A 24064-nucleotide genomic window follows, 5' to 3' on the forward strand; every position below is an offset into this window, starting at 1 on the left:
CCGCCACCAAGCCCGAGCACGCTGGTTCCACCAACGCACCCGACTCAACCGAGACCATGCCCTGGCCAACTAGCAAATGGCGGCTGCCGTACTAGGAGGATCCCGATGTATGGATACCCATATCGACCGCCAGAACGGATAGGTGGTGAGTGGATGACAAGGTCCTGGGATAATAAAGATATCAAGGATCGCATCTCAAGCGACCTCGTTGCGGAAGTTCGCGCCACAGCAACGGAGGTACCGGAGGCACGCCGGCAGGTGTCGGAGCCCGCGCCGACACGAGGTGGCTTCCCCCATGCCCTGTTCCCAGTTCCGGTCCCAGTCGCAGCCCCCCAATCGCTGAGTCCGGCAGGTATCCCCCGTCTCCCTGTGCCGCCGAATCCCCCGGGCAGCGGCCGACCCCAACCGCCGCAGCCGGTGGTCGACCAGCGGCTCAACCCGTCGGCCGTACCCTTGTGGGAAACAGCCTCTTTGGTCAGCAGCGTCCCGGGGCACAGTCCCGGCGCTTCCGGCCGGCCGGAACCTAGTGGTCAGATCCCCCACGGCCCGTGGACTGTCTCCAATACGAATGGCCAGGGTGGCGTTGTCTCAGCCCCGGGGCGAAAGTGACTTGGGCTTACAACTCCCAACTCTTTGAGTGTTGGAGTCGGCACACGGCCCGGCGTTGCCCTGTCTGTCAGGCTGAGATGAGGCAGCCATTCCGGGAGCGTTAGGCTTGCCGGGAGACAGGAAGAGGATCATCGTGACGCTACCCAATACGCCTGGTGAGCAGGGTGGACGGCCGAAACGGCGAACGTTCACGGCGGAGTACAAACTACGCATTGTGGCGGAGTACGAGGCGGCGAAGGTCGCTGGTGAGGGTGGGGCAATTCTGCGTCGGGAGGGCCTGTATCACTCGCACATCCTGGAGTGGCGGGCCGCCCGTGACGCGGGCGCGTTGACCGCTCTGGGCACCCGAAAGAGCCCGGTGTCTGAGAGTCGGCGCCGCAGCGGCGAGGCGGCGGAGATCGAGCGGTTGCGGCGGCGCAACGAGCGTCTGGAAGCGGACCTGGCGCGGACGAAGACCGCGTTGGAGATCATGGGAAAAGCGCACGCGCTCTTGGAGACGCTGTCCGAGAGCGCGGGCGACACGACACGGCCGGCCAGGAGGCGCTGAACATGGCGTTCGACAAGCTGATGCCGCTGGTCGGGGTCGCCGGGGCGTGCCGGTTGACCGGTCGGTCCCGCGCCACGCATTACCGGCTGCGGCAGCCGCCCGTGGTGTCGCATCCGCTGCGGCCGAAGACACCCCCACCGTCGACGCTGTCGGCGGCCGAACGTCAGACCGTCCTTGATGTGCTGCATCGCGATGAGTACGCGGAGATGTCCGTGGCGCAGGTCTGGGCCCGTGAACTCGACCAGGGCCGCTACTGGTGCTCACAGTCCACGATGTACCGGATTCTGCGAGAAGCCGGTGAAAGCCGGGAACGTCGCCGGCAGGCCACCCACCCGGCCCGCACCATCCCGCAGTTGGTGGCAAGGGGCCCGTCGCAGGTGTGGTCATGGGACATCACCCGCCTCAAGACCGGGCAGCGGGGCGTGTTCTACCGCCTCTACGTCATCATCGACGTGTACTCCCGCTACGTCGTCGGCTGGCACGTCGCAGGCGGCGAAGACTCGCTACTCGCCCGCGAACTCATCGACGACGCCATCGCCCGCAACGGCGTGCGCCCCGAGGTCCTGCACGCCGACCGCGGCTCGTCGATGACCTCGAAACCCGTCGCGGAGTTGCTCGCCGACCTTGACGTCACCCGCTCCTACTCCCGACCCCGGGTATCGAACGACAACCCGTACTCCGAAGCGCAGTTCAAGACCTTGAAGTACTGCCCCGCGTGCCCCGACCGGTTCGACTCCCTGCACCACGCCCGCGAGTTCTGCGCCGAGTTCTTCACCTACTACAACCACGAACACCGCCACTGCGGCATCGGCCTGCACACCCCCGCCTCGGTGCACTACGACACGGCAGGCGACGTGCACGACCAACGGCAGGCCACCCTCGACGCCGCCTGGCGCGCCCACCCCGACCGGTTCACCCGCCGACCCCGACCACCCGCCCTACCAACCACGGTATGGATCAACAAACCAGCAGCTCAACCCACCGAACTACAGAACACCTGAACACGAAAACGTCTCACTTGACTTGACAGGTTCCGTTGTTCCGGCTTGAGATGTTCTGTCCGGGTTGAGGATCAGGCGGGGCTGGAGTTGTAGACGAGCGCGACTTCTGATGATCTTTCGGGTGCTTACGCCAGAAGATCGTTTCAGGAGTCGCGCTCGTGTCGTCATTTCCCCGATCAGCCCTGTTGTCGACCACCTCGCCGAGCTGGCCTTGTGGGAAGCCGAACTCGCGGTAGACCCGGGTGGGGTTGGCCCGTTGTCGGTGGCGTCGTCGCTGCTCGACCGGCTCCGGCAGGTGCCCGACCCGCGGCGGTTACGAGGACTTCGGCATCCGTTGCTGGTGATCCTGGTGCTGACCGCCTGCGCCACGCTGGTGGCGGGAAACGCCTCGGTGACTGCGATCCGGCAGTGGGCGGCGCGGACCCCGCAGGATGTCCTGCACCGCCTGCGGATACGCCGCCGACGTCGTCCATGGCGACGCCCCGATCCCGCACCGGACACGTCGCCCGAGCCCGCGCCGGCACCGGAGCAGGCGCCCGCCACGGAGCTGCCAGCGCAGCCCGGCGACCCGATCGGCACGCCCGGGTGGGTAGCCGCCCAGCCGCCCACCAGCTCGAACCAGACCGCCATCGTCGCCGCCGTCGTCGGAGGCGTCGTGGTCGTCCTGCTGGTGCTGTGCCTCGGCCTGGTCGGCGGCTTCTTCCTGCTGCGCGACGGGAAGACCACCGCGTCCGGCCCGGCGGCCACCTCGCCGGCGCGCCCCCCGAGCGGCCGCGGCCCGAGCGCCAGCCCCTCCCCCAGCCTCGCCGAGGAACCCGTCGTGCCGGGACCGCAGGCCAGCGCGTACCCGGCGGAGAAGATCGAGGACCTGAACTGTTACGCCTCGCATCGGTGGTCAGTTGTTGGGCGTCCCCCCAGCTTCCCTCTGACGACCTGGTAATGGCATGATCTTAGGCTCAGCCGGCACCCGCTACAGTCCGGACGGCCCAAAGCCGGCAAGCCGGCCTATCGAGGCTGGGCATGGCTCACGGGCTACCAACTCGACGACCAGGGCAACGCCATCGACAAGCGGGATCTGCGTTCAGCTCCAGTGAATACCGCGAGGCGTCGCGGTCATCCGAATCACCGCTTAGGCGCTGCCGCCTGCCCTGCGCCCTGCTGATTGGTTACAGCTGGACTAGAGGACCCAGAGACCAAATAGGCTGAACTAGAGGACCCGGAGGCCGAATAGGGAGCTGGACTATCTGTTCCGCTTCTAATCATCGAAACAGATGAGGTCGAGGCGCGAGCACGAGCCGCCCTTACTGACTCGATTCGAGCACTCAAACCTTCGTAAAATTCATAGAATCTATATGGATCATTACCCTTCGCCTTCCAGAACCTGAATGAGGTATACTCGGCTCGGGAAATCGGAGTATCCGGGGGCAACTCAATTGCGCGAATATTACACGGCTGAGCCATGTCTCTTAGATATCTGGCCGACCATTGCAAATCCTCATCGGTTACCGCATCCTTATCACGCACTTTGCGCTCCTTCGCGTTAAGCGCCGCCCTGACCGGGCTTCATGTTGCGAGACGCCAGCAACCCAGCACCTTCCCGTCATCAACTAAACGGCTGTGGCGGTCGGCAGGTTCACGCCAGGGCTCAGGAAGGTAAACATGAGCCATTTTCATCATGGGTAGCGGGCCCCCTCGGCGACTCGGCGTACAAGGATGGCCCGGATGATCCGGGTGGCGGCGGCGTGGGCAGCAGCACAGCTTGGACCCCCGTTGCTGTCACCGCCCCGGGAGCTGATCTTCTCGGGGGGATTTCCGCTGGTGGTGAAGGGTGGGCGCGGCAGGTTTCGAACCTGCGACCCCTCGCTTGTAAGGCGAGTGCTCTCCCACTGAGCTACGCGCCCGGAACGCCCCGTGTGGCGGGCCGGTGGCTGGCAAGCTTACCTGCTTGCCGCCGGCCCGGACGCACGGCGTACCCCGGTCAGATGGCCGCTTCGGCGAGGGCCTTGCGCCAGCCCTGCTGGTCGCGGGCCCCGCCCGGGCCGTTCATCTCGGCGAAGCGCACCACGCCGGCCTTGTCGATGACGAAGGTGCCCCGGTTGGCGAAGCCGGCGACCTCGTTGAAGACCCCGTACGCCTGAGCGACGCCACCGTGCGGCCAGAAGTCGGCCAGCAGGGGGAACTGGTAGCCCTCCCGGTCGGCCCAGATCTTGTGGCTGTAGACCGAGTCGACGCTGATCGTCAGCACCTGGACGTCGTCGTTCACGTACTCGTTGAGGTTGTCCCGCACCTCGCACAACTCGCCCTGGCAGGTGCCGGTGAAGGCCAGCGGGTAGAAGACCAGCAGCACGGTGCGCCTGCCCCGGAAGTCGGAGAGCCGGACCTCCTGGTTGTTCTGGTCCTTCAGCACGAAGTCCGGTGCCTCGGCACCAACCTCGATGGGCATGCGATCTCCTCGGTCGAGTCAGAGGGACGGCACCAGGCTGCCACACCCGGCGGTACCGACCGCCGGGCGTGCGATGCGGCCGGGCCTACTTCTTGGCCTTGGCCCCGCGGCGCAGCACCAGGCGGGCGCCGCTCCAGTCCCGGCCGGCGTTGACGGTCGAGGTCTGCTGCAGGCCGGCCGTGGGCGCGGACTCCGCGACCTCGCTCGGCTCGACGTGCCCGTCACGCCCCGCCTTCGGCGTGAGCAGCCACACGACCCCGTTGTCGGCCAGCGGGCCGAGGGCGTCGACGAGAAGCTCGAAGAGATCACCGTCGCCGTCGCGGTACCAGACCAGCACCGCGTCGACCACCTCGTCGGTGTCCTCGTCGACAAGCTCTCCACAGCGGTCGGTCAGGGCGTCGCGGAGATCCTGGTCGACGTCGTCGTCGTACCCCATCTCCATGACGACCATCCCCGGTTCGATCCCGAACCGGTCCGCCAGGCTGCGTACCCCGTCGGCGGCCTGACCAGCGGTCGCGCTCACTGTCGCGTGCCTCCTCATCTCGTCCCTGCTCGCGGCGTCGGGTTCGACGCCGTCAGGCAAAGTCCACACAGTTGTGCCTCTGCGCGCAAGTGGCGCACCGGGTGGAACGGAATTTACCGTGCCAGCAGCGTACGGGCACCGTCGGTAATGGCTTCCGTGGAGACCAGAACATGACGTGCTGCCGGACCTAATGGTACAAACGAGTCAACTCCGGCCACTCGGCGCGCCGCGCCCACATATCCGGCGTCGACCAGGGCGGCGATCACGCCCTCGCCGACCCCGCCGGACCGGCGTGTCTCGTCCACCACCAGCACCCGGCCCGTCGCGGAGGACTCCCGGATGATGTCGGCCACCGGCAGGGGAGCCAACCAGCGCAGGTCCACCACGCGGGTGCCCACCCCCTCCTCGGCGAGGACCGCCGCGGCCCGCAGCGACATCCGCACCCCGTTACCGAAGGTGATGATGGTCAGGTCGTCGGCCGAGCCCACCTGGTAGACCCGTGCCCGCCCGACCGGCACGTGCCCGGCCACCCACGCGCCCGGCTCCGGATAGCCCGCCAGCCACTCCCCGTCACCCTCGGCGTACAGGTCGCGGGTGTGGTAGAGCGCGATCGGCTCCAGGAACACGCAGACGCTGCCGTCCACCGCCGCGCTCGCCAGGCAGGTCCGCAGCATGGGCGCGGCGTCGTCCGGCCGCGCCGGCACCGCGATCACCAGACCGGGCACATCCCGGAGTACGGCCACCGAGTTGTCGTTGTGGAAGTGCCCGCCGAACCCCTCCTGGTACGCCAGCCCGGCCACCCGCACCACCATCGGGTTACGGAACGCCCCCTGCGAGAAGAACCGCATGGTGGCCGCCTCGCCGCGCAGCTGGTCCTCGGCGTTGTGCAGGTAGGCCAGGTACTGGATCTCCGGCACCGGCAGCATCCCGGCCAACCCCGCGCCCAACCCCAGCCCCAGCACCGACGTCTCGTCGAGCAGGGTGTCGAAGACCCGGGCCGCCCCGAACTTGTCGCGCAGCCCCTTCGTCACCCCGTACACCCCGCCCTTGGCGGCCACGTCCTCGCCGAAGATGGCCATCTGCGGATGGTCGAGCAGGCCGTCGGCGAGCGCCGCGTTGATGCTCTGCGCCAGGGTCAGCGGGCCGGCCAGCTCCGGCGGCTTACCCCCGAAGGCCTCCGCCCGCGCGGCGGCGCCCGGCCCGCTGGCCCGCGCCGCCGCGTCACCCACTGCCCGCGCCACCCGCACCGGACGCCGGGGCGCCAACGCCGACACCACGTCGGCCGCCGAGGCCAGCTTCGGCTCGCCCAACACCTCCTCGGCGATCCGGCGTACCTGCCAGCCGGTCTCGTCGTACCGGGCCAGCAGTTCCTCGCCGGTGGCCACGCCGGCGTCCACGAGCAGCCGCGCGGTCGCGACCACCGGATCCCGGTCCAGGTCCTCGGCCAGCTCGGCCGGGCCGCGGTACGCCGACTCCGCGTCGGCGCCGGCGTGCCCCATCAGCCGCACGGTGCGCAGGTGCAGCACGGCCGGACGGCGGTGCCGGCGCACCCAGTCCACGGCCTCCTGCGCCACCTCGTACGTCCGCACCGGGTCGGCCCCGTCGGCGCTGACGTACCGGATGCCCGGCTTGGCCCGCAACGCCGCCTCCACCCACCCCTGCGGGGAGCGAACGCTGATGCCCAGCCCGTTGTCCTCGCAGACGAAGAGCACCGGGATGCGCAGTCCGGCGTGGTCGTACCAGCCGGCGGTGTTGAACGCGGCGGTGGCGCTCGCGTGGTTGACCGAGGCGTCGCCGAAGGAGCAGACCACGATGGCGTCCGACGGCCACGGGGAGACGCCGTCGCCGACGCGCACTCCCGCGCCGGTACGGCGTCCGGCGCTGTCCAGCCGGCGCAGTCGCTCCACCGCGAGCCCCATCCCGACCGCCCGGGGCAGGTGTGAGGCGATGGTGGAGGTGGTCGGTACGACGTTCAGGTCGGCCCGGCCGAACACCTTGTGCCGGCCGCCGGCGATCGGCTCCTGACTGGAGGCGACCATGCCGCGCAGCACGTCGCGGGCCGCCTCGGCGTACGGCGCGAATCCGCCGGCGGGCGGCGCGGACCCGGCCGGCTCGACCTCGGTGGCCGGGGCCGGGTCGGTGCCCTGCTCACGGTCGACGGCCTGCTGCCGGTCGTCGGCCGGTTCGGCGTCGGGAGTCTCGGCCGGCGCGGTGTCGGCGGCGGCCTGGGCGGCCCGCACGCAGTAGAACGCCCCGGAGCGGTAGTGCAGCAACGCCGGATCGGTGGGGCGCAGCGCGGCGGCGACCGCCGCGTTGCCCTCGTGCCCGGCCGAGCCGATGGTGTAGAAGCCCTCCCCGAAGCTGCGCAGCCAACGACCGGCCAGGTCGAGCTGCCGGCTGGTCACCTGCGCGTCGAACAGGTCCAACAGTCGCGCGCCGGTCAGCGGGGCGTCGTCGGTGACCGGGTCGGCGGGGTCACGCCGCCGCGGCGCGGCGGGAAGTGCCGCCAGCGTCTCCCGGAACCGGTCGTCGAGATCTTGCGGGGTGGTCACGTCCGACAGCATTACCGACGCGAGCCCTGGTCGCCCAGTGGGACACGGCCGGCACGGGTCGACTCACTCCGGGCCGCACGGCTCCGGAAGGCCGCCGTCGGACACCTTCCACACCAGGTCACGGAGGGTGCCCAGCTCCTCGTCGGTCAGGCCGGCCAGGAGTCGGGAGTCGGACATCACCTCGGCCACCCGGTCGCGCACGGCCCGGCCGTCACCGGTCACCACGAGCGTCTTCTGCCGGCGGTCGGCCGGGTCGGTCCGGCGCTCGACCAGACCAGCCTGCTCCAGCCGGTCGACCAACGCCGTCACGTTCGACCGGTCACAGCTGAGCCGGTCGGCGAGGTCACGGGCCGGCAGCGGATGGTCCGGGTCCAGCTCGTGCAGCGCCCGGGCCGCCGCCGGGGTGAGCCCCAACTCGGCGAACGCGGTGCCCTGCCGGTGCCGCACGGAGGCCGTCAGGTGCGCCATCCGACGCACCACGTCGGCCGCGAGACCGTCCCGGTCCACCGGTCGACCTGCTGCGGCTCCTGCCTCCTGAGTCACCGCCACATCGTACGCAGTCGTGCCGTTCGTCCAGCTCAGCGATCCGGTCCGGGCACGCCGGCCGGGCGCGGGGCGCGGGCGGGGGCGGGGGCGGGGGCGGGGGCGGGGCCGGCTCGGCCGGCACCGGGTCCGCGGGACGCAGCGACCGGGCGCACCAGCCGGCGGCGGCCGGGGCGACCAGCAGCAGTCCGGCGGTCGACGCGGCGGCGAGGCCTGACGACGGGGCCACATCGGTCAGCAGACCGTCGAGCAGGAGACCGCCCGGCCATAACTCGCCCGACGCGACAAGAGGCGGGATGGTCGCCCCAGGACAGCGGTCAGCCGGGGAGGAAGGAGAAGCGGACCTGGCGGGTCGGGTTGTCACCGTTCGTGTCGACCAGGCAGATCGACTGCCAGGTGCCCAGGGCGAGCCGGCCGCCGAGCACCGGCAGCGTGGCGTACGGGGGGACGAACGCGGGCAGCACGTGGTCGCGGCCGTGGCCGGGTGAGCCGTGCCGGTGCCGCCAGCGGTTGTCGGTGGGCAGCAGCGCGTCCAGGGCGGTGATCAGGTCGTCGTCGGAGCCCGACCCGGTCTCGATGATCGCCAGTCCGGCGGTGGCGTGCGGCACGAAGACGTGCAGCAGGCCGTCGCCCTCGGTCGAGACGAACTGCTGGGCCTCCGCGGTGATGTCCCGGACGGTCGGCCGGGACCCGGTCTGGACGGTGATCACGTCACTGCGCATACGTCGCATTCTGCCGCAGTGGGCACAGACGACGGGAGGGTGGGGAAAGACGGGCCGTAGCGCTAAGTTACCGACGGGTACCTGTGTTCAGCATCGCGTCCGGGGCACCTAGACGTGACGGCGGGTGCCACCAGGGGGCAGGATGGCGCCAGAGACCTATCCCACACACAACCGAGGGAACGCCTGTGGCTACGGAACGCAAGCGCCCGGTGATCAGCGACGGCCTACCGAGCCAGCTTCCGGACATCGACCCTGAAGAGACCAGCGAATGGGTCGAGTCGCTTGACGGTGTCATCGACGAGCGGGGTGCCAAACGCGCCCGCTACGTCATGCTGCGCCTGCTGGAGCGGGCCCGTGAGCGCCAGGTCGGGGTTCCGCCCCTGACCACGACCGACTACATCAACACCATCCCGTCGGAACGCGAGCCGTGGTTCCCGGGCGACGAGCATGTCGAGCGTCGGATCCGGGCGTACGTCCGGTGGAACGCCGCCATGCTGGTGCACCGGGCGCAGCGCCCGGAGATCGGCGTCGGTGGGCACATCTCCACCTTCGCCAGCTCCGCGTCGCTCTACGAGGTGGGCTTCAACCACTTCTTCCGGGGCAAGAACCACCCCGGCGGCGGCGACCACATCTTCTACCAGGGCCACGCCTCCCCCGGCATGTACGCGCGGGCGTTCCTGGAGGGGCGGCTCAACGAGCACCAGCTCGACGGGTTCCGTCAGGAGCTGTCCCACCCGGGCGGCGGTCTTCCGTCGTACCCGCACCCACGGCTGATGCCGGACTTCTGGGAGTTCCCCACCGTCTCGATGGGGCTCGGCGGTCTGAACGCGATCTACCAGGCCCGGTTCAACCGGTACCTACAGCACCGCGGCATCAAGGACACCTCGCAGCAGCACGTGTGGGCGTTCCTCGGCGACGGCGAGATGGACGAGCCGGAGACGCTGGGCGCCATCGGTGTGGCCGCCCGCGAGGAGTTGGACAACCTCACCTTCGTGATCAACTGCAACCTGCAGCGGCTGGACGGCCCGGTCCGCGGCAACGGCAAGGTCATGCAGGAGCTGGAGGCGTTCTTCCGGGGTGCCGGCTGGAACGTGATCAAGGTCGTCTGGGGCCGTGAGTGGGACCCGTTGCTCGCCGCGGACACCGACGGCGCGCTGGTCAACCTCATGAACACCACGACCGACGGTGACTACCAGACCTACAAGGCCGAGTCCGGCGCGTACGTGCGGGAGCACTTCTTCGGCCGCGACCCGCGGACCCGCAAGATGGTCGAGCCGCTCAGCGACGACGAGATCTGGAACCTCAAGCGGGGTGGGCACGACTACCGCAAGCTCTACGCGGCCTACAAGGCGGCCACCGAGCACACCGGTCAGCCGACGGTCATCCTGGCGAAGACGATCAAGGGCTGGACGCTCGGCTCGCACTTCGAGGGCCGCAACGCGACCCACCAGATGAAGAAGCTGACGCTGGAGGATCTGAAGACCTTCCGCGACCGGCTCTACCTGGACATCCCGGACTCGGCGCTGGAGGACAACCCCTACCTGCCGCCGTACTACAACCCGGGTGAGAAGTCCGATGAGGTCCAGTACCTCAAGGAGCGGCGCGAGCAGCTCGGCGGCTACCTGCCGTCGCGGCGGACCAGCACCAAGCGGCTGACCATCCCCGGTCCGGAGCGGTTCGCCGACGTCAAGCGCGGCTCGGGCAAGCAGAAGGTGGCCACCACGATGGCCTTCGTCCGCCTGCTCAAGGACATCATGAAGGACAAGGAGTTCGGCAAGCGCTGGGTGCCGATCATCCCGGACGAGGCGCGCACCTTCGGCCTCGACTCGATCTTCCCGACCGCGAAGATCTACTCGCCGCACGGCCAGCGCTACACCTCGGTCGACCGGGAGCTGTTCCTGTCGTACAAGGAGTCGACGACCGGGCAGATCCTGCACGAGGGCATCAACGAGGCCGGTTCGGTCGCGTCGTTCACCGCCGCGGGCTCGGCGTACGCCACCCACGACGAGCCGATGATCCCGATGTACATCTTCTACTCGATGTTCGGGTTCCAGCGGACCGCCGACGGGCTGTGGGCGGCGGCCGACCAGATGGCGCGCGGCTTCCTGCTCGGCGCGACCGCGGGGCGTACCACGCTCAACGGTGAGGGTCTGCAGCACGAGGACGGCCACTCGCTGCTGATCGCCGCCACCAACCCGGCGGTGGTCGCGTACGACCCGGCGTTCTCGTTCGAGATCGCGCACATCATGGAAGCCGGCCTGCACCGGATGTACGGGGACGCGCAGGAGAACGTCTTCTACTACCTGACGGTCTACAACGAGCCGATCCTGCAGCCGGCCGAGCCGGCCGGCGTGGATCTGGAGGGCCTGCTCAAGGGCATCTACCGCTACTCGCCGGCGCCGCAGGTCGACGGGCCGAAGGCCAACGTGCTCGCCTCGGGCACCGGCATGCAGTGGGCGCTCAGGGCCCAGCAGCTGCTCGCCCAGGACTGGGGTGTGGCCGCGGACGTCTGGTCGGTGACCTCCTGGACCGAGCTGCGCCGCGACGCGGTGGAGGCCGAGGAGTACAACCTGCTCAACCCGGGCGCCGAGGCGAAGGTGCCGTACATCCAGCAGAAGCTGGCGGACGCGGACGGGCCGAAGGTCGCGGTCAGCGACTGGATGCGCGCCGTACCGGACCTGATCGCCCGCTGGGTACCGGGCGACTACACGTCGCTCGGCACCGACGGGTTCGGCATGTCGGACACCCGGCACGCGCTGCGTCGGCACTTCCACGTCGACGCCGAGTCGATCGTGGTGGCCACGCTGCGGCAGCTCGCCCGCAGCGGCGCGGTGGCGGCCACCGTGCCGGCCGAGGCCGCCAAGAAGTACGCGATCGACGACGTCAACGCCGCCCCGGTCGGCGAGACCGGCGGCGACAGCTGATTTCGAGTACGACCAGGAAGGGCCCGGCGCTGGTGCGCCGGGCCCTTCTGGCTTCCCCTACCCGGACGGGGCGCGGGGGGCGGGGCGGGGGTTGGGTCCCTGGCTGGGATCCGGACCACCGCCTACGCGGGGGGCGCCGGGAGGACGGGCGCTGTCAGCCGACGGCGGCCAGGTCGGTCAACCGGGCCAGCGAGTCCTCCAGGTCGGCGCCCACCCGGCGCAGCCCCAGGCGCAGCAGGGCCGCCTTGACCGGACCGGCCGGCCAGCGGACCACGATGAGCCGCACGATGGTCCCGCCCTCCTCCTCCTCGTCGGGAGTGAGCTGGACGTAGATCTCGGTGCGCGCCTCCGCGCGAGCACCGGCGCCCTTGGCCCGTTCCCGCCAGCCGATCAGGTTCGGCTCCTGGTAGGCGATCACCTCGGCCTCATGCGCCGAACCGCGCCCCGCCTGGACCAACTGCCGCCGTCCGAAGCCCTCTCCGGAGAGCACTTCGGCCGCGCGGACTCCCGCCAGCCAGGCCGGCAACTGCTCGGCCCGCTGTACGACGTCCCAGACCACTTCCACCGGCGCCGCCACGTGCGCACTGCGTTCCACGAGGATCATTTCCGTCTTTCCTCCAGTGAGGACATCCCACGATATCGGCACTCTATGCGCTAAATCGGACTTACCTGGACGGGTTCGGAAAAAGACACGCCGATCAACCATTGCGGAATGCGCCAAGCCGGCCTATGGCGCATTCATCGACAGCGCCCTAGAGTCCCGAACACGTTTCACGTTGATCGGGAGGGCGCATGCCGACCGCACCGATGCCCCAGTTCCCCGCCGGCTTCCGCTGGGGTGTCTCCACCTCGGCGCACCAGATCGAGGGCGCCGCCACGGTCGACGGACGCGGGCCGTCCATCTGGGACACGTTCGCGCACTCCCCCGGCCGGATCAGCGACGGCAGCAGCGGCGAGGTCGCCTGCGACCACTACCACCGGTACGCCGAGGACGTCGCGCTGATGGCCGGCCTGGGCGTCTCCGCGTACCGGTTCTCCATCGCCTGGCCCCGGGTGCAGCCCACCGGCACCGGCCCGGCCAACGCCGCCGGTCTGGACTTCTACGACCGGCTGGTCGACGAACTGCTGGCCGCCGGCATCGACCCGGTGGCCACCCTCTACCACTGGGACCTGCCCCAGCCCCTGGAGGACGCCGGCGGCTGGCTGCACCGCGACACCGCCGCCCGCTTCGCCGAATACGCCGATCTCACCGCCGCCCGCCTCGGTGACCGCGTCCGGCTGTGGATCACCCTCAACGAGCCGTTCATCCACATGAGCCTCGGCTACGGGATGGGCGTGCACGCCCCCGGCCGGATGCTGCTCTTCGACGCCTTTCCGGTGGCCCACCACCAGCTGCTCGGGCACGGGCTCGCGGTCGCCGCGTTGCGCGCCCGCAGCGGCAGCCCGGTGGCGATCGCCAACAACTACTCCCCGGTGCGGGTGCTCGGCGACACCGCCGCCGACCGGGCCGCCGGCGCCGCGTACGAGGCGCTGCACAACCGGCTCTTCACGGATCCGCTGCTCGGCCGCGGCTACCCGGACCTGCCCGGCTTCGACGCGAGCGTCATCCACCCCGGCGACCTGGAGACCATCGCCGCGCCCCTCGACGTGCTCGGGGTCAACTACTACAACCCCACCGGTGTACGGGCCGCCGAGGAGGGTTCCCCGCTGCCGTTCGACCTCGTCGCGCTGGACGGCTACCCGCGTACCGCCTTCGACTGGCCGGTGGCACCGGACGGGCTGCGCGAGCTGCTCGGCTGGCTGCGTGACACGTACGGCGACGCGCTGCCGCCCATCGAGGTCACCGAGAGCGGCTGCGCGTACGACGACGTGCCGGACGCCGACGGGCAGGTGGCGGACCCGGAGCGGATCGCGTACCTCGACGGGCACCTGCGGGCGGTGCGGGCCGCCATCGACGACGGAGTCGACGTCCGCGGGTACTTCGTCTGGTCGCTGTTGGACAACTGGGAGTGGGCCGAGGGGTTCACCAAGCGCTTCGGTCTGGTGCACGTCGACTACGACACTCAGACGCGTACGCCGAAGTCGTCGTACACCTGGTTGCGGGACGTGCTCGCGGCCAGCCGGCCGGGGTCGGCACGGTGACCACCGTCGACCCGACGCCGACGTCGCTGCCGGCGGCGCTCGCCGAGCCGACCGTGCCGGTGCGGCGCGGCTGGATCGGGCTGATCTTCGCGGCCAACCTCGGCGTGTGGATGGCGTTCTTCACCCCGATCCAGGTGCTGCTGCCGCAGCAGATCGAGCAGATCGCGCCCGGTGCCAAGGAGACCATGCTGGCCGTGGTCACCGGCTTGGGCGCGCTGGCCGCGGTGCTCGCCAACCCCCTCGCGGGCGCGCTGTCCGACCGGACCTGCCTGCGCATCCTCGGCCGGGAGTTCGGCCGGCGGCACGTCTGGACCGCCGGCGGCGCGGTGCTCGGCGCGGCGGCGCTGGTGCTGTTGGCCCAGCAGCGCACCATCGCCGGGGTCGCGCTGGGCTGGGTCGCCGCCCAGGTGTGCTTCAACGCGATGCTGGCCAGCCTGACCGCCGCCATCCCGGACCGGGTTCCGGTGCCGCAGCGTGGCGGGGTGTCCGGCTGGGTGGGCATCCCGCAGGCGCTCGGGCTGGTGCTCGGCGCGGTGCTGGTCACCGCCGTGGTCACCGGCAACGCCGCCGGCTATCTGGCGATCGCGGTGGCCATCCTGCTGCTGTCGCTGCCGTTCGCGCTGTTCACGCCCGACGACCCGCTGCCCCGCGCGCACCGGCCGGCGCTGCGCACGCGGGCGCTGCTGGCGTCGATGTGGATCAGCCCGCGCCGGCACCCGGACTTCGCCTGGGCCTGGATCACCCGGTTCCTGGTCCAGCTCGGCAACGCCCTGGGCACCCTGTACCTGCTGTACTTCCTCACCGACGGGGTGCGCCACCCCGACCCCGAGGGTGGCCTGCTGGTGCTGATCCTGCTGTACACGCTCGGCATGATGCTGACCGCCGTGGTCGCCGGACGGCTGTCCGACCGCTCCGGGCGACGCAAGGTCTACGTGATCGCCTCCGGCCTGATCATGGCGGTGGCCGCGCTGCTGCTCGCCGTCGCGCCAATCTGGCCGATGGCGATCGTCGCCGCGCTGCTGCTCGGCGCCGGCTACGGCGTCTACCTCTCGGTGGACGCCGCGTTGATCACCCAGGTGCTGCCCCGGGCCACCGACCGGGCCAAGGACCTCGGCGTGATCAACATTGCCAACTCCGCGCCGCAGGTGCTCGGGCCGGCGCTCTCCGCGCCGCTCGTCGTCCACCTGGGCGGCTATCCGACGCTCTACGCGGTCACCGCCGTGGTGACCCTGGTCGGCAGCGCCCTGGTCGTCAAGATCCGCTCAGTCCGGTGAGCCAGGGGGCGTGGCGGAAAGCAGTCGCGTAGCGCCGTAGGCTGGGGGACGTGACAGTACGTGTGCGCTTCGCCCCCTCCCCGACCGGTATGTTCCACGTCGGCGGCGCCCGCTCGGCGCTGCAGAACTGGATCTACGCCAAGCAGCAGGGCGGGGTGTTCGTGCTGCGCGTCGAGGACACCGACGCGGCGCGCAACAAGCCCGAATGGACCGAGGGCATCCTCTCCGCGCTGGACTGGATCGGCATCTCCCGGGGCAGCTACGAGGGCCCGTACTTCCAGTCGGAGAACGCCGGCGAGCACCGCGCCGCCGCCGCACGGCTCTACGAGTCGGGCCGCGCCTACTACTGCGACTGCACCCGCGAGGACGTGCAGGCCCGCACCGGCTCGCAGTACCAGGGCTACGACGGCTACCACCGCGACCGTGGCCTCGGCCCGGGTCCGGGGCACGCGCTGCGCTTCCGTACGCCGGACGAGGGCAGGACAGTGGTCGTCGACCTGATCCGGGGCGAGCCCACCTTCGAGAACAAGCTCATCGAGGACTTCGTCATCGCCCGGGGCGACGGCTCGCCGGTCTTCCTGCTGGCCAACGTCGTCGACGACATGACCATGGGGATCACCCACGTGATCCGGGCCGAGGAGCACCTGCCCAACACCCCCAAGCAGCAGCTGCTCTGGGACGCCCTCGGGGTCAAGCCGCCGGTCTGGGCGCACGTGCCGGTGGTCGTCAACGAGAAGCGGCAGAAGCTCTCCAAGCGCCGGGACAAGGTGGCCCTGGAGGCGTACCGCGAGGAGGGCTACCTCGCCGGCGCGATGCGCAACTACCTCATGCTGCTCGGCTGGGCGCCCTCCGGCGACCGGGAGATCGTCCCCTGGTCGGTCATCGAGGACGAGTTCCGGTTGGAGGAGGTCAACCCCTCCCCCGCGTTCTTCGACGAGAAGAAGTTGCGCGCGTTCAACGGTGAGTACATTCGGACGCTGCCGGTGGCCGAGTTCATCGACGCCTGCCAGCCCTGGCTGACCGGCACCGGCACCATCGCGCCGCCCCCGTGGCAGCCCGAGGAGTACGACGCCGAGGCGTTCGCCGCGGTGGCACCGCTGGCCCAGACCCGGCTCGCGGTGCTCAGTGAGATCGTGCCGAACGTCGACTTCCTCTTCCTCGCCTCACCGCTGATCGACGAGGCGGCCTGGACCAAGACCATGAAGGACGGCTCGGCGGAGCTGCTGGACGACGCCGTCGCGGCCTTCGAGGCTCTGGAGTCCTGGGACGCCGAGTCGCTGAAGTCGACGCTGGAGGCGGTCGGCACCGAGCGTGGCCTCAAGCTCGGCAAGACGCAGGCGCCGGTACGGGTCGCGGTCACCGGCCGCACCGTCGGCCTGCCGCTGTTCGAGTCGCTGGAGGTGCTCGGCCGCGAGCGCACCCTGGCCCGGATGCGCGCCGCACGCCTCCGCCTGGTCTGACCGACCGGCCGCCGCCCACCGGCGCTGCGGTGATCAGGTGCTGAGAAGCAGGTCAGGGGCGGCCCTGACCCCTCCTTCTCAGCACCTGATCAAGCCCGGGCGTCCCGTCGTCACCGCGCCCCGCGCCGGCGGCGGAACACGAGGCCCGCGGCCAGGGCGGCGAGCAGCACCAGGCCGCCGAGCGCCCAGAGCCACCAACGGCTCCCGGAGTCGGACCGCTGCGACGCCGCCGGCACGGCGGACGCCGTCGAGCTGCCCGTCGGGGCCGAGGACGGCCCGACGGTCGACGGGCCGGCCGAGGGTGAGCCGGTCGCGGCGGTGCCGCCGACCGACGGCGTGGCGGACGGGCCGGCGGCGGTGCCGGTGGTGAGGGTGAACCGCACCTCGCCCTTCACCGGATGCCCGTCACCGGACGTGACCTGGTAACCGACGATGTAGAGCCCGGCGGCGCCGGGCTTGAACGGCACGTTCACCCGACTGCCGGCGAACGCCGGCGGGCCGCCAGCGACCACAGTGTCCGGTCCGGTTACTGTGATCTTCGTCGTAGCGGGGTCCGGCTTCGCCAGGAAACGGAGCTGGATCCGGGTGGGCGCGGTGGCCACCCGGGCGCCGTTGCTCGGATCGCTGCCGGTCAGCTCGTTGTGTGCGGCGGCCGGCGTCGCCGGAGCCAGCAACGACACACCGAACGCCACGCCGATCACCACTGGCATGACCCGTCCCAAACGTGTAACCCTGCCCCCCATGAACCCCTCCGTAAGGGTACGATCCGCCCGCTGATCAAACCGCTCCTCATTAGTCGAGCAGAGATCGCAGATAGTTCCAATTACTGTTCCACAAGCTGCACATCATCGACGTTCTGCGAGTCTGTGAGAGTGGGCCCGACCGCCCGGTCGGTGTCGTCACCGGCCGACCGTCCGGACGTTACGACGAAGCCATCCATCGAACGGGGCGAGGAGGCGGGATGGTCCGACAGATGAGGCGGTGGGCCGCTGTGCTGGCGGGGACGCTGGCGGCGGCGCTGCTGTCGTTCGGCACCGCCGGACCGGCCGCCGCGGCGCCGGCGCCGCCGCCCGCCGGGGTGGACATCACCGGCACGGATCTGCCCGAGCCGCTTCGGCTGCGCGCGGACACACAGCCCGAACTCGTGGTCGCGGTCATCGACCAGGTCAACTTCCTCGGTCGCACCGGCGCATCGAGCGGGCCGAAGGCGGCCGACCTCGGTCCGAAGTACACGGTCGTGGTGCTCGTCGGCGACACCCCGAAGCAGACCTACGACCTGTACCCCGCGGCGGCCGGCGGCCCCCGGATCTTCCGCCCGGCGAAGCAGCCGGACGGGCACAAGACCAGCGCCGGCTGGTTCCTCGGCCGGCTCAACATGTCCGAGACGCTGCGCAGTGCCGGGGTGCCGTTGGAGCGGCAGTTCGACACGGTCAGCGGCGGCGTGGGCGGCGGCGAGAGGGTGCTCCCGGAAGACACTCTCGACCCCGCCAAGGATCTCGACGAGGCGCTCGGCGAGCTGCAGCACCTGCTGCTGCTCAACGTCGCGGTGATGCTGACCATCACGGTCGGCCTCGCCGGGATCGCGCTGCTCATCCGCCGCCGCACCCGCTGACCCCGCCCGGGGCGGCCCGGGTCAGCACCAGCGGCGCGGCGGGCGCTCTCGACGGGTGGCCCGCTGACGCGGCCGGACCGGGCCGTGCCGGTGGGCCCCCGCCCATCCAGGAAGTTCGCTGAGGCAACCAGCCGGAACGTCGAACTCGGGCTCGGCCAGCGCCGCGGGCTCCGCGGAGCGCTGCCGCGGGAGCGCACTCTCGTCGTCCGGCCGGCCGGCGAGCGGCTCCGTCGGGTGCGCTGCCGCGCCGCCGGTCGTCCGGCGGTGCTTCGCCGACTGCGGGTCGTGGTGCCCCGGCCGGCAGGGCTCGCCCTGGGCGCAGCCGTGCTCGGCCTCCCCGTGCGCCATCCCGGTCTCCTCACGCTCACACTCACCCGCGGGTGCTCCCCCGACGTGCCCTGTCACCGTACTGGCCGGGACCGACGGGCGTGCACGGCGTACCCCGGGGGCCAGTGCTCCCCCCGGGGCGTCCGCCGGTTCGGCGCGGGGTGCGCGTACCGATCCTGGCGAAGTTGGACCTGCGCAGCCGGGTGCAGGCCGCGATCCTGGCCCAGGAGGTGGGCCTGCCCGCGCCGCCGTGACCGCGCCCACCCCGGCCCGACCGGAAGATCCAGGTCAGCGCGTGTCAGGCTAGGCCCGTGGGTACGCGCGGCGGTGGAGAGCTGACGGCCACGCTGCGCCGGATCGAACGCGCGGCGGGAGCCCTCGCGACCGCGAGCGTGGCCCGGATGGACGACACCCTGCCCTGGTTCCGCGCCCTGCCGGCCGACCAGCGTTCCTGGGTGATGCTGGTGGCCCAGGCGGGCGCCCGGTCGCTGGTGCAGTGGCTGCAGGACGGTGGCGGCACGGCGGACAGCACCCAGGAGGTCTCCGACGAGGTCTTCGCCGCCGCTCCGCAGGCGCTGGCCCGGTCGATCACCCTCCAGCAGACCGTGGCGTTGATCAAGGTGACCATCGACGTGGTCGAGGAGCAGGTGTCGCACCTGGCCGCCGAGGGCGAGGAGCAGCAGCTACGCGAGGCGGTGCTGCGCTTCTCCCGGGAGATCGCGTTCGCCGCCGCCCGGGTGTACGCGCGGGCCGCCGAGTCGCGCGGCGCGTGGGACGCCCGGTTGCAGGCCCTGCTGGTCGACGCGCTGCTGCGTGGCGACTCGCCCGACGTGCTGGCCAGCCGGGCCGCCGCGCTGGGCTGGGCGGACGCGCCACCGGTCGCCGTGGCGGTCGGCCGCTCCCCCGGCGGGGAGGTCTCCGCCGTGCTGCACGTGGTCTACCGCCAGGCCCGCCGGATCGGCGTGGAGGTGATCGGCGGTGTGCACGGCGACCGGCTGGTGATCGTGCTGGGCGGCGCACCGGACCCGTTGACGGCGACGGCCAAGCTGCTGGACGCGTTCGGGGACGGCCCGGTGGTGGTCGGTCCGGCGGTGCCGAGCCTGGACGAGGCGACGGAGTCGGCGCGCGCCGCGCTGTCCGGCTTCCGGGCGGCACCGGCGTGGCCGACGGCCCCCCGGCCGGTGCCGGCCGCCGACCTGTTGCCGGAGCGGGCTCTCGCCGGCGACGCGGAGGCACGCCGCCGGCTGCGGCACGACGTGTACGCGACGCTGGTGCGTGCCGGGGGCGAGCTGCTGGGCACCCTGGACGCGTTCCTGGCGGCCGGCGGCACGCTGGAGAGCGCCGCACGGGCGCTGTTCGTGCACCCGAACACGGTGCGGTACCGGCTGCGCCGCATCGCCGAGGTGACCGGCTTCTCGCCGCTGTCGCCCCGCGACGCGTTCGCCCTCCAGGTGGCGCTGACCGTCGGCCGGCTGGATCCGGTCCCGGTGACCTCGACGGTCCCGACCCAGACATTGACCCCGGCCGCCCGGAAAACCGCCCAAACCGATGATGACCACCGACGATCTTTGTAGGAAGTCTCCAAAGGTTCTAGTGTGGTTTGGTCGAGGCCGGCACAGCGTTACCCACGCGTATCCGGGAGAGTCATAGTCGTGCTCGCCGTACTTAGTCCTGGCCAGGGTTCCCAGAAACCCGGCTTCCTGACCCCCTGGCTCGACCTGACCGGCACCGAGGCGCGCCTGCGCTCGTGGTCCGCGCTGGCCGGGGTCGACCTGGTGCACCTGGGCACCACCGCCGACGCCGACGAGATCAAGGACACCGCCCGCACCCAGCCGCTGCTCGTCGCCGCGGCGCTGCTCGCCGCCGAGCACCTGCCGCTGCACGAGGTGACCCTCACCGCCGGCCACAGCGTCGGCGAGCTGGGTGCCGCGGCACTGGCCGGGGTCCTGTCGGCCGAGGCCGCGATCACCCTCGCCGGCGTACGCGGTCGCGAGATGGCCGCGGCGTGCGCGCTGGAGCCGACCGGCATGGCGGCCGTGCTCGGCGGCGACCCCGACGAGGTGCTCGCCGCCATCGCCGCCCACGGGCTGCACCCCGCCAACCGCAACGGCGCCGGCCAGATCGTCGCCGCCGGCGCCCTGGACGGGCTGGACAAGCTCGCCGCCGAACCGCCGGCGAAGACCCGGATCATCCGGCTCCAGGTGGCCGGCGCGTTCCACACCCCGTACATGGCACCGGCCGAGAGCGCGCTCGCCGCGGTCGCCGCCGGGATCACCCCCGCCGACCCGGCCCGGATCCTGCTGTCCAACCTCGACGGCACCGCCGTCGACGACGGCCAGGAGATGGTGCGGCGTCTGGTCCGCCAGGTCACCGCCCCGGTCCGCTGGGACCTGTGCATGCGCGCGCTGGCCGACCTCGGGGTGACCGGCGTGATCGAGCTGCCCCCGGCGGGCACGCTCGCCGGCCTGGTCAAGCGCGAACTGAAGGGCGACGGCGCCCCGGAGATCGTCACCCTGAACACCCCGGACGACCTGCCGGCCGCACGGGACCTGATCGCCCGGCACGGCACGCCGGGCCAACCGCTCGCCCCCATCGGAGGTCTCTCATGACTGGCAGCCGCATCGTCTCGATGGGGCACTACCAGCCCTCGCGAGTGGTGACCAACGACGACATCGCCCAGCTCGTCGACACCAACGACGAGTGGATCCGGGACCGGGTCGGCATCGTCAGCCGCCGGATCGCCGACAGCGAGACGGTCGCCGACATGGCCACCGCCGCCGCCGGCAAGGCGCTCGCCAACTCGGGTCTGAGCGCCGCCGACATCGACCTCGTCGTCGTCGCCACCTGCTCCTCGATCGACCGCAGCCCCAACGTGGCCTGCCGGGTCGCCGCGAAGCTGGGCATCACCGCCCCGGGCGCGTTCGACGTCAACACCGCCTGCTCGGGCTTCGCCTACGCGCTGGGCATCGTCGACCACGCCATCCGCGCCGGGGCGTCGCGCAACGCGATCGTCATCGGCGCCGAGAAGCTCTCCGACTTCACCGACTGGACCGACCGCTCCACCTGCATCATCTTCGCCGACGGCGCCGGCGCCGCGGTGGTGACCGCGAGCCCCGACGACGAGCCGGCCGGCATCGGTCCGGTGGTCTGGGGTTCGGCGCCGGAGAAGAGCGACGCGGTACGCATCGAGGGCTGGCGCCCGTACATCCAGCAGGAGGGGCAGTCGGTCTTCCGCTGGGCCACCACCGCGCTGGCGCCGCTGGCCCTGCAGGCGTGCGAGCGCGCCGGGGTCGACCCGTCGGAGCTGGCCGCGTTCGTGCCGCACCAGGCCAACGCGCGGATCATCGACGGCATCGCCAAGCGACTCAACATCCCCGACGCGATCATCGCGAAGGACATCGTCGAGTCCGGCAACACCTCGGCGGCGAGCGTCCCGCTGGCCCTGTCCAAGCTGGTCGAGCGGCGGGAGGTGCCCTCGGGCGCACCGGTGCTGCTGTTCGGCTTCGGCGGCGGCCTGACCTACGCCGGTCAGGTCGTCCGCTGCCCCTGAGATCCCCTCGGGCGCGTACGCGCTCCAGGAGTGGCGGTCGGCGACGCCGACCGTCGGACAACCCCCGATGAAAGGAACCAACCGCAATGACCCGTGACGAGATCACCACCGGCCTCGCCGAGATCCTCGAAGAGGTTGCCGGGGTGAACCCGGACGACGTGGCCGAGGGGAAGTCCTTCACCGACGACCTTGATGTCGACTCGCTCTCCATGGTCGAGGTCGTCGTGGCGGCCGAGGAGAAGTTCGGCGTCAAGATCCCGGACAACGAGGTGCAGAACCTGAAGACCGTCGGCGACGCCGTCAGCTTCATCGAGGCGCAGTCCTGATCATGAGTCGTCCTGACGTCGTCGTCACCGGGCTCGGCGCGACGACCCCGCTTGGCGGGGACGTCGCGTCGACCTGGGACGCCATGCTCGCCGGCCGCTCCGGGGTGACTGCCCTCACCCAGGAGTGGGCCGAGCAACTGCCGGTCCGGATCGCCGCCCAGCTGGCCGTGGACCCGTCCGAGGTGCTCGACCGGGTGAAGCTGCGCCGGATGGACCGCTCCGAGGCGATCGCGCTCATCGCGGCCCAGCAGGCCTGGGCGGACGCCGGCCTGGCCGACTCCGGCCTCGACGGTGAACGCCTGGCGGTCAGCGTCGGCTCCGGCATCGGCGGTGCCATCACCCTGCTCGCCCAGGACGACGTCCTGGAGGCGTCCGGGCCGCGGCGGGTGTCCCCGCACACCATCCCGATGCTGATGCCGAACGGTCCGGCCGCGTGGGTCGGGCTGGAGCTGGGCGCCAAGGCCGGCGTCCACTCGGTGGCCAGCGCCTGCGCCACCGGTGCCGAGGCGATCGCTCTGGGCCTGGACATCATCCGCGCCGGCCGGGCCGACGTGGTGGTGGCCGGCGGCACCGAGGCGGTCATCCACCCGCTGCCGATCGCCGGGTTCAGCTCGATGCGGGCCATGTCGACCCGCAACGACGAGCCGGAACGGGCCTCCCGCCCGTGGGACACCGGCCGCGACGGCTTCGTCCTGGGCGAGGGCGCCGGCATCGTGGTGCTGGAGCGTGCCGACCACGCCGCAGCCCGGGGTGCCCGGGTGTACGCGCGTCTGGCCGGCGCCGGCATCACGTCCGACGCGTACGACATGGTGCAGCCGCATGCCGAGGGTGAGGGCGCCATCCGGGCCATCGCCAAGGCGATCGCGGACGCGGACGTCGCCAAGCGGGACATCGTGCACGTCAACGCGCACGCCACGTCGACCCCGGTCGGCGACATGCTGGAGATCGGCGCGCTGCACAAGGCGCTCGGCGACCACCCGGTGCTGGCCGCGACGAAGTCGATGACCGGTCACCTGCTCGGTGCGGCCGGCGCGTTGGAGTCGATCGCCACCATCCTGGCCATCCGCGACGGTGTCGTGCCTCCGACGATCAACCTGGACGACCCGGAGCCGGGGCTCACCCTTGAGGTAGCCGCGCACAAGCCGCGCCACATGGAGATCCCCGCCGCGTTGAACAACGCGTTCGGCTTCGGTGGTCACAACGTGGCTCTGGTGTTCACGCGCCCCTGAGGCCGCCGCTCCATCGCCCGGAAGGGCCCCCGCACGAGCGGGGGCCCTTCCGGGCGTTCAGGCCCGGTTGCGGGGGTGCTGCTTCGCGGTGCGCTCGTTGCCCCGCCGGTAGTTGCCGGTCCAGCGGGCCATCACGAGCTGCGGGTCGTCGTCGACCTCGGCGAGGAACTCCGCCGCCCGGGCGCCGCGCAACGTGCCGGCCACCCGCCCGTGGTGCGTGATCACCACCGTGCCGTCGGCACGCTGGTCGTACCGGAAGCCCTGTGCCGCTGACATGGCC

The 24064-nt window shown here is 71.3% G+C and carries 21 protein-coding genes, 1 tRNA gene and 2 pseudogenes; 14 read left to right on the forward strand and 10 right to left on the reverse strand.

All coding sequences use genetic code 11. The features are described 5' to 3' along the window. The first annotated feature begins 823 nt into the window (after positions 1–823). The 3 genes from AB0H52_RS26515 to AB0H52_RS26525 all read left to right on the forward strand — a co-directional run bounded on the left by AB0H52_RS26515 (position 824) and on the right by AB0H52_RS26525 (position 3097). Positions 824–1156, forward strand: coding sequence for a hypothetical protein (locus AB0H52_RS26515; RefSeq protein ID WP_357950774.1), 333 nt, complete (start codon positions 824–826; stop codon positions 1154–1156). A gap of 2 nt (positions 1157–1158) precedes the next feature. Next, entirely contained in the window at positions 1159–2157 is a 999-nt protein-coding gene (locus tag AB0H52_RS26520; RefSeq protein WP_357950776.1) for an IS3 family transposase, read from the forward strand. A gap of 262 nt (positions 2158–2419) precedes the next feature. After that, complete coding sequence (locus tag AB0H52_RS26525; protein ID WP_357950814.1) at positions 2420–3097, forward strand: transposase family protein; 678 nt, start codon at positions 2420–2422, stop codon at positions 3095–3097. 889 nt (positions 3098–3986) lie between these two features. On the opposite strand, the gene AB0H52_RS26530 is transcribed toward AB0H52_RS26525, so the two are convergent. From AB0H52_RS26530 to AB0H52_RS26550, 5 genes are all read right to left on the reverse strand, one after another. After that, a tRNA-Val gene (locus AB0H52_RS26530) sits at positions 3987–4058 on the reverse strand. Positions 4059–4135: 77 nt separating this feature from the next. Next, a complete protein-coding gene (locus AB0H52_RS26535) occupies positions 4136–4600 on the reverse strand; it encodes a peroxiredoxin (RefSeq protein WP_151489707.1) in 465 nt (154 codons plus the stop codon). A gap of 85 nt (positions 4601–4685) precedes the next feature. Continuing rightward, positions 4686–5123 (reverse strand): DUF3052 domain-containing protein, encoded by a 438-nt coding sequence (locus AB0H52_RS26540; RefSeq protein WP_110565654.1) that lies wholly within the window; start codon positions 5121–5123, stop codon positions 4686–4688. A gap of 113 nt (positions 5124–5236) precedes the next feature. Then, a complete protein-coding gene (locus tag AB0H52_RS26545) occupies positions 5237–7687 on the reverse strand; it encodes a thiamine pyrophosphate-dependent enzyme (protein ID WP_357950779.1) in 2451 nt (816 codons plus the stop codon). A gap of 51 nt (positions 7688–7738) precedes the next feature. Then, on the reverse strand, positions 7739–8143 hold the full coding sequence (locus tag AB0H52_RS26550; protein ID WP_151493336.1) for a MarR family transcriptional regulator: 405 nt from the start codon (positions 8141–8143) through the stop codon (positions 7739–7741). Positions 8144–8237: 94 nt separating this feature from the next. On the opposite strand from AB0H52_RS26550, the gene AB0H52_RS26555 reads away from it, so the two are divergent. After that, complete coding sequence (locus tag AB0H52_RS26555; RefSeq protein ID WP_357950782.1) at positions 8238–8435, forward strand: hypothetical protein; 198 nt, start codon at positions 8238–8240, stop codon at positions 8433–8435. Between the two features lie 100 nt (positions 8436–8535). Here AB0H52_RS26555 and AB0H52_RS26560 read toward each other — a convergent pair whose 3' ends face one another. Then, entirely contained in the window at positions 8536–8940 is a 405-nt protein-coding gene (locus tag AB0H52_RS26560; RefSeq protein WP_192580533.1) for a YjbQ family protein, read from the reverse strand. Positions 8941–9125: 185 nt separating this feature from the next. Between AB0H52_RS26560 and aceE the strand changes: the two genes are divergently transcribed. Next, positions 9126–11864, forward strand: a complete 2739-nt coding sequence (aceE, locus tag AB0H52_RS26565) for a pyruvate dehydrogenase (acetyl-transferring), homodimeric type (protein WP_357950785.1) — start codon at positions 9126–9128, stop codon at positions 11862–11864. A gap of 154 nt (positions 11865–12018) precedes the next feature. On the opposite strand, the gene AB0H52_RS26570 is transcribed toward aceE, so the two are convergent. Next, positions 12019–12468: an SRPBCC domain-containing protein gene (locus AB0H52_RS26570; RefSeq protein ID WP_151491082.1), complete on the reverse strand. Its 450-nt coding sequence runs from the start codon at positions 12466–12468 to the stop codon at positions 12019–12021. Positions 12469–12656: 188 nt separating this feature from the next. Here AB0H52_RS26570 and AB0H52_RS26575 point away from each other — a divergent pair, with 188 nt between their 5' ends. Genes AB0H52_RS26575 through gltX form a run of 3 tightly spaced genes read left to right on the forward strand, consistent with a single transcriptional unit; the run spans position 12657 to position 16740 of the window. Next, positions 12657–14006 carry a GH1 family beta-glucosidase gene (locus AB0H52_RS26575; RefSeq protein ID WP_357950788.1) on the forward strand — a complete coding sequence of 450 codons (1350 nt, stop codon included), beginning with the start codon at positions 12657–12659 and terminating at the stop codon, positions 14004–14006. Next, a complete protein-coding gene (locus tag AB0H52_RS26580; RefSeq protein WP_357950791.1) occupies positions 14003–15280 on the forward strand; it encodes an MFS transporter in 1278 nt (425 codons plus the stop codon). The genes AB0H52_RS26575 and AB0H52_RS26580 overlap by 4 nt, the downstream gene beginning before the upstream one ends. A gap of 50 nt (positions 15281–15330) precedes the next feature. Beyond that, a complete protein-coding gene (gene gltX / locus AB0H52_RS26585; RefSeq protein ID WP_357950794.1) occupies positions 15331–16740 on the forward strand; it encodes a glutamate--tRNA ligase in 1410 nt (469 codons plus the stop codon). Between the two features lie 110 nt (positions 16741–16850). Here gltX and AB0H52_RS26590 read toward each other — a convergent pair whose 3' ends face one another. Continuing rightward, complete coding sequence (locus AB0H52_RS26590; RefSeq protein WP_225854616.1) at positions 16851–17450, reverse strand: copper resistance CopC family protein; 600 nt, start codon at positions 17448–17450, stop codon at positions 16851–16853. A gap of 251 nt (positions 17451–17701) precedes the next feature. Between AB0H52_RS26590 and AB0H52_RS26595 the strand changes: the two genes are divergently transcribed. Further along, positions 17702–18352, forward strand: a complete 651-nt coding sequence (locus AB0H52_RS26595) for a hypothetical protein (RefSeq protein WP_151491077.1) — start codon at positions 17702–17704, stop codon at positions 18350–18352. Between the two features lie 21 nt (positions 18353–18373). On the opposite strand, the gene AB0H52_RS26600 is transcribed toward AB0H52_RS26595, so the two are convergent. Further along, positions 18374–18700 (reverse strand): hypothetical protein, encoded by a 327-nt coding sequence (locus tag AB0H52_RS26600; protein ID WP_278121607.1) that lies wholly within the window; start codon positions 18698–18700, stop codon positions 18374–18376. A gap of 263 nt (positions 18701–18963) precedes the next feature. On the opposite strand from AB0H52_RS26600, the pseudogene AB0H52_RS26605 reads away from it, so the two are divergent. The 5 genes and pseudogenes from AB0H52_RS26605 to fabF all read left to right on the forward strand — a co-directional run. Beyond that, positions 18964–20253: pseudogene (locus AB0H52_RS26605) on the forward strand (helix-turn-helix domain-containing protein); the annotation flags it as partial. 78 nt (positions 20254–20331) lie between these two features. After that, positions 20332–21243 (forward strand): annotated as a pseudogene (locus AB0H52_RS26610) (ACP S-malonyltransferase); the annotation flags it as partial. A gap of 41 nt (positions 21244–21284) precedes the next feature. Further along, positions 21285–22229, forward strand: a complete 945-nt coding sequence (locus AB0H52_RS26615; RefSeq protein ID WP_151491073.1) for a beta-ketoacyl-ACP synthase III — start codon at positions 21285–21287, stop codon at positions 22227–22229. A gap of 86 nt (positions 22230–22315) precedes the next feature. After that, positions 22316–22555 (forward strand): acyl carrier protein, encoded by a 240-nt coding sequence (locus AB0H52_RS26620; protein WP_007463517.1) that lies wholly within the window; start codon positions 22316–22318, stop codon positions 22553–22555. Positions 22556–22557: 2 nt separating this feature from the next. Further along, positions 22558–23784, forward strand: coding sequence for a beta-ketoacyl-ACP synthase II (gene fabF / locus AB0H52_RS26625; protein WP_151491072.1), 1227 nt, complete (start codon positions 22558–22560; stop codon positions 23782–23784). Between the two features lie 57 nt (positions 23785–23841). On the opposite strand, the gene AB0H52_RS26630 is transcribed toward fabF, so the two are convergent. Further along, positions 23842–24060, reverse strand: a complete 219-nt coding sequence (locus AB0H52_RS26630; RefSeq protein WP_151491071.1) for a hypothetical protein — start codon at positions 24058–24060, stop codon at positions 23842–23844. Positions 24061–24064 lie beyond the last annotated feature (4 nt).

The organism is Micromonospora sp. NPDC050695, assembly GCF_040654415.1.
Taxonomy (GTDB): Bacteria; Actinomycetota; Actinomycetes; order Mycobacteriales; family Micromonosporaceae; genus Micromonospora.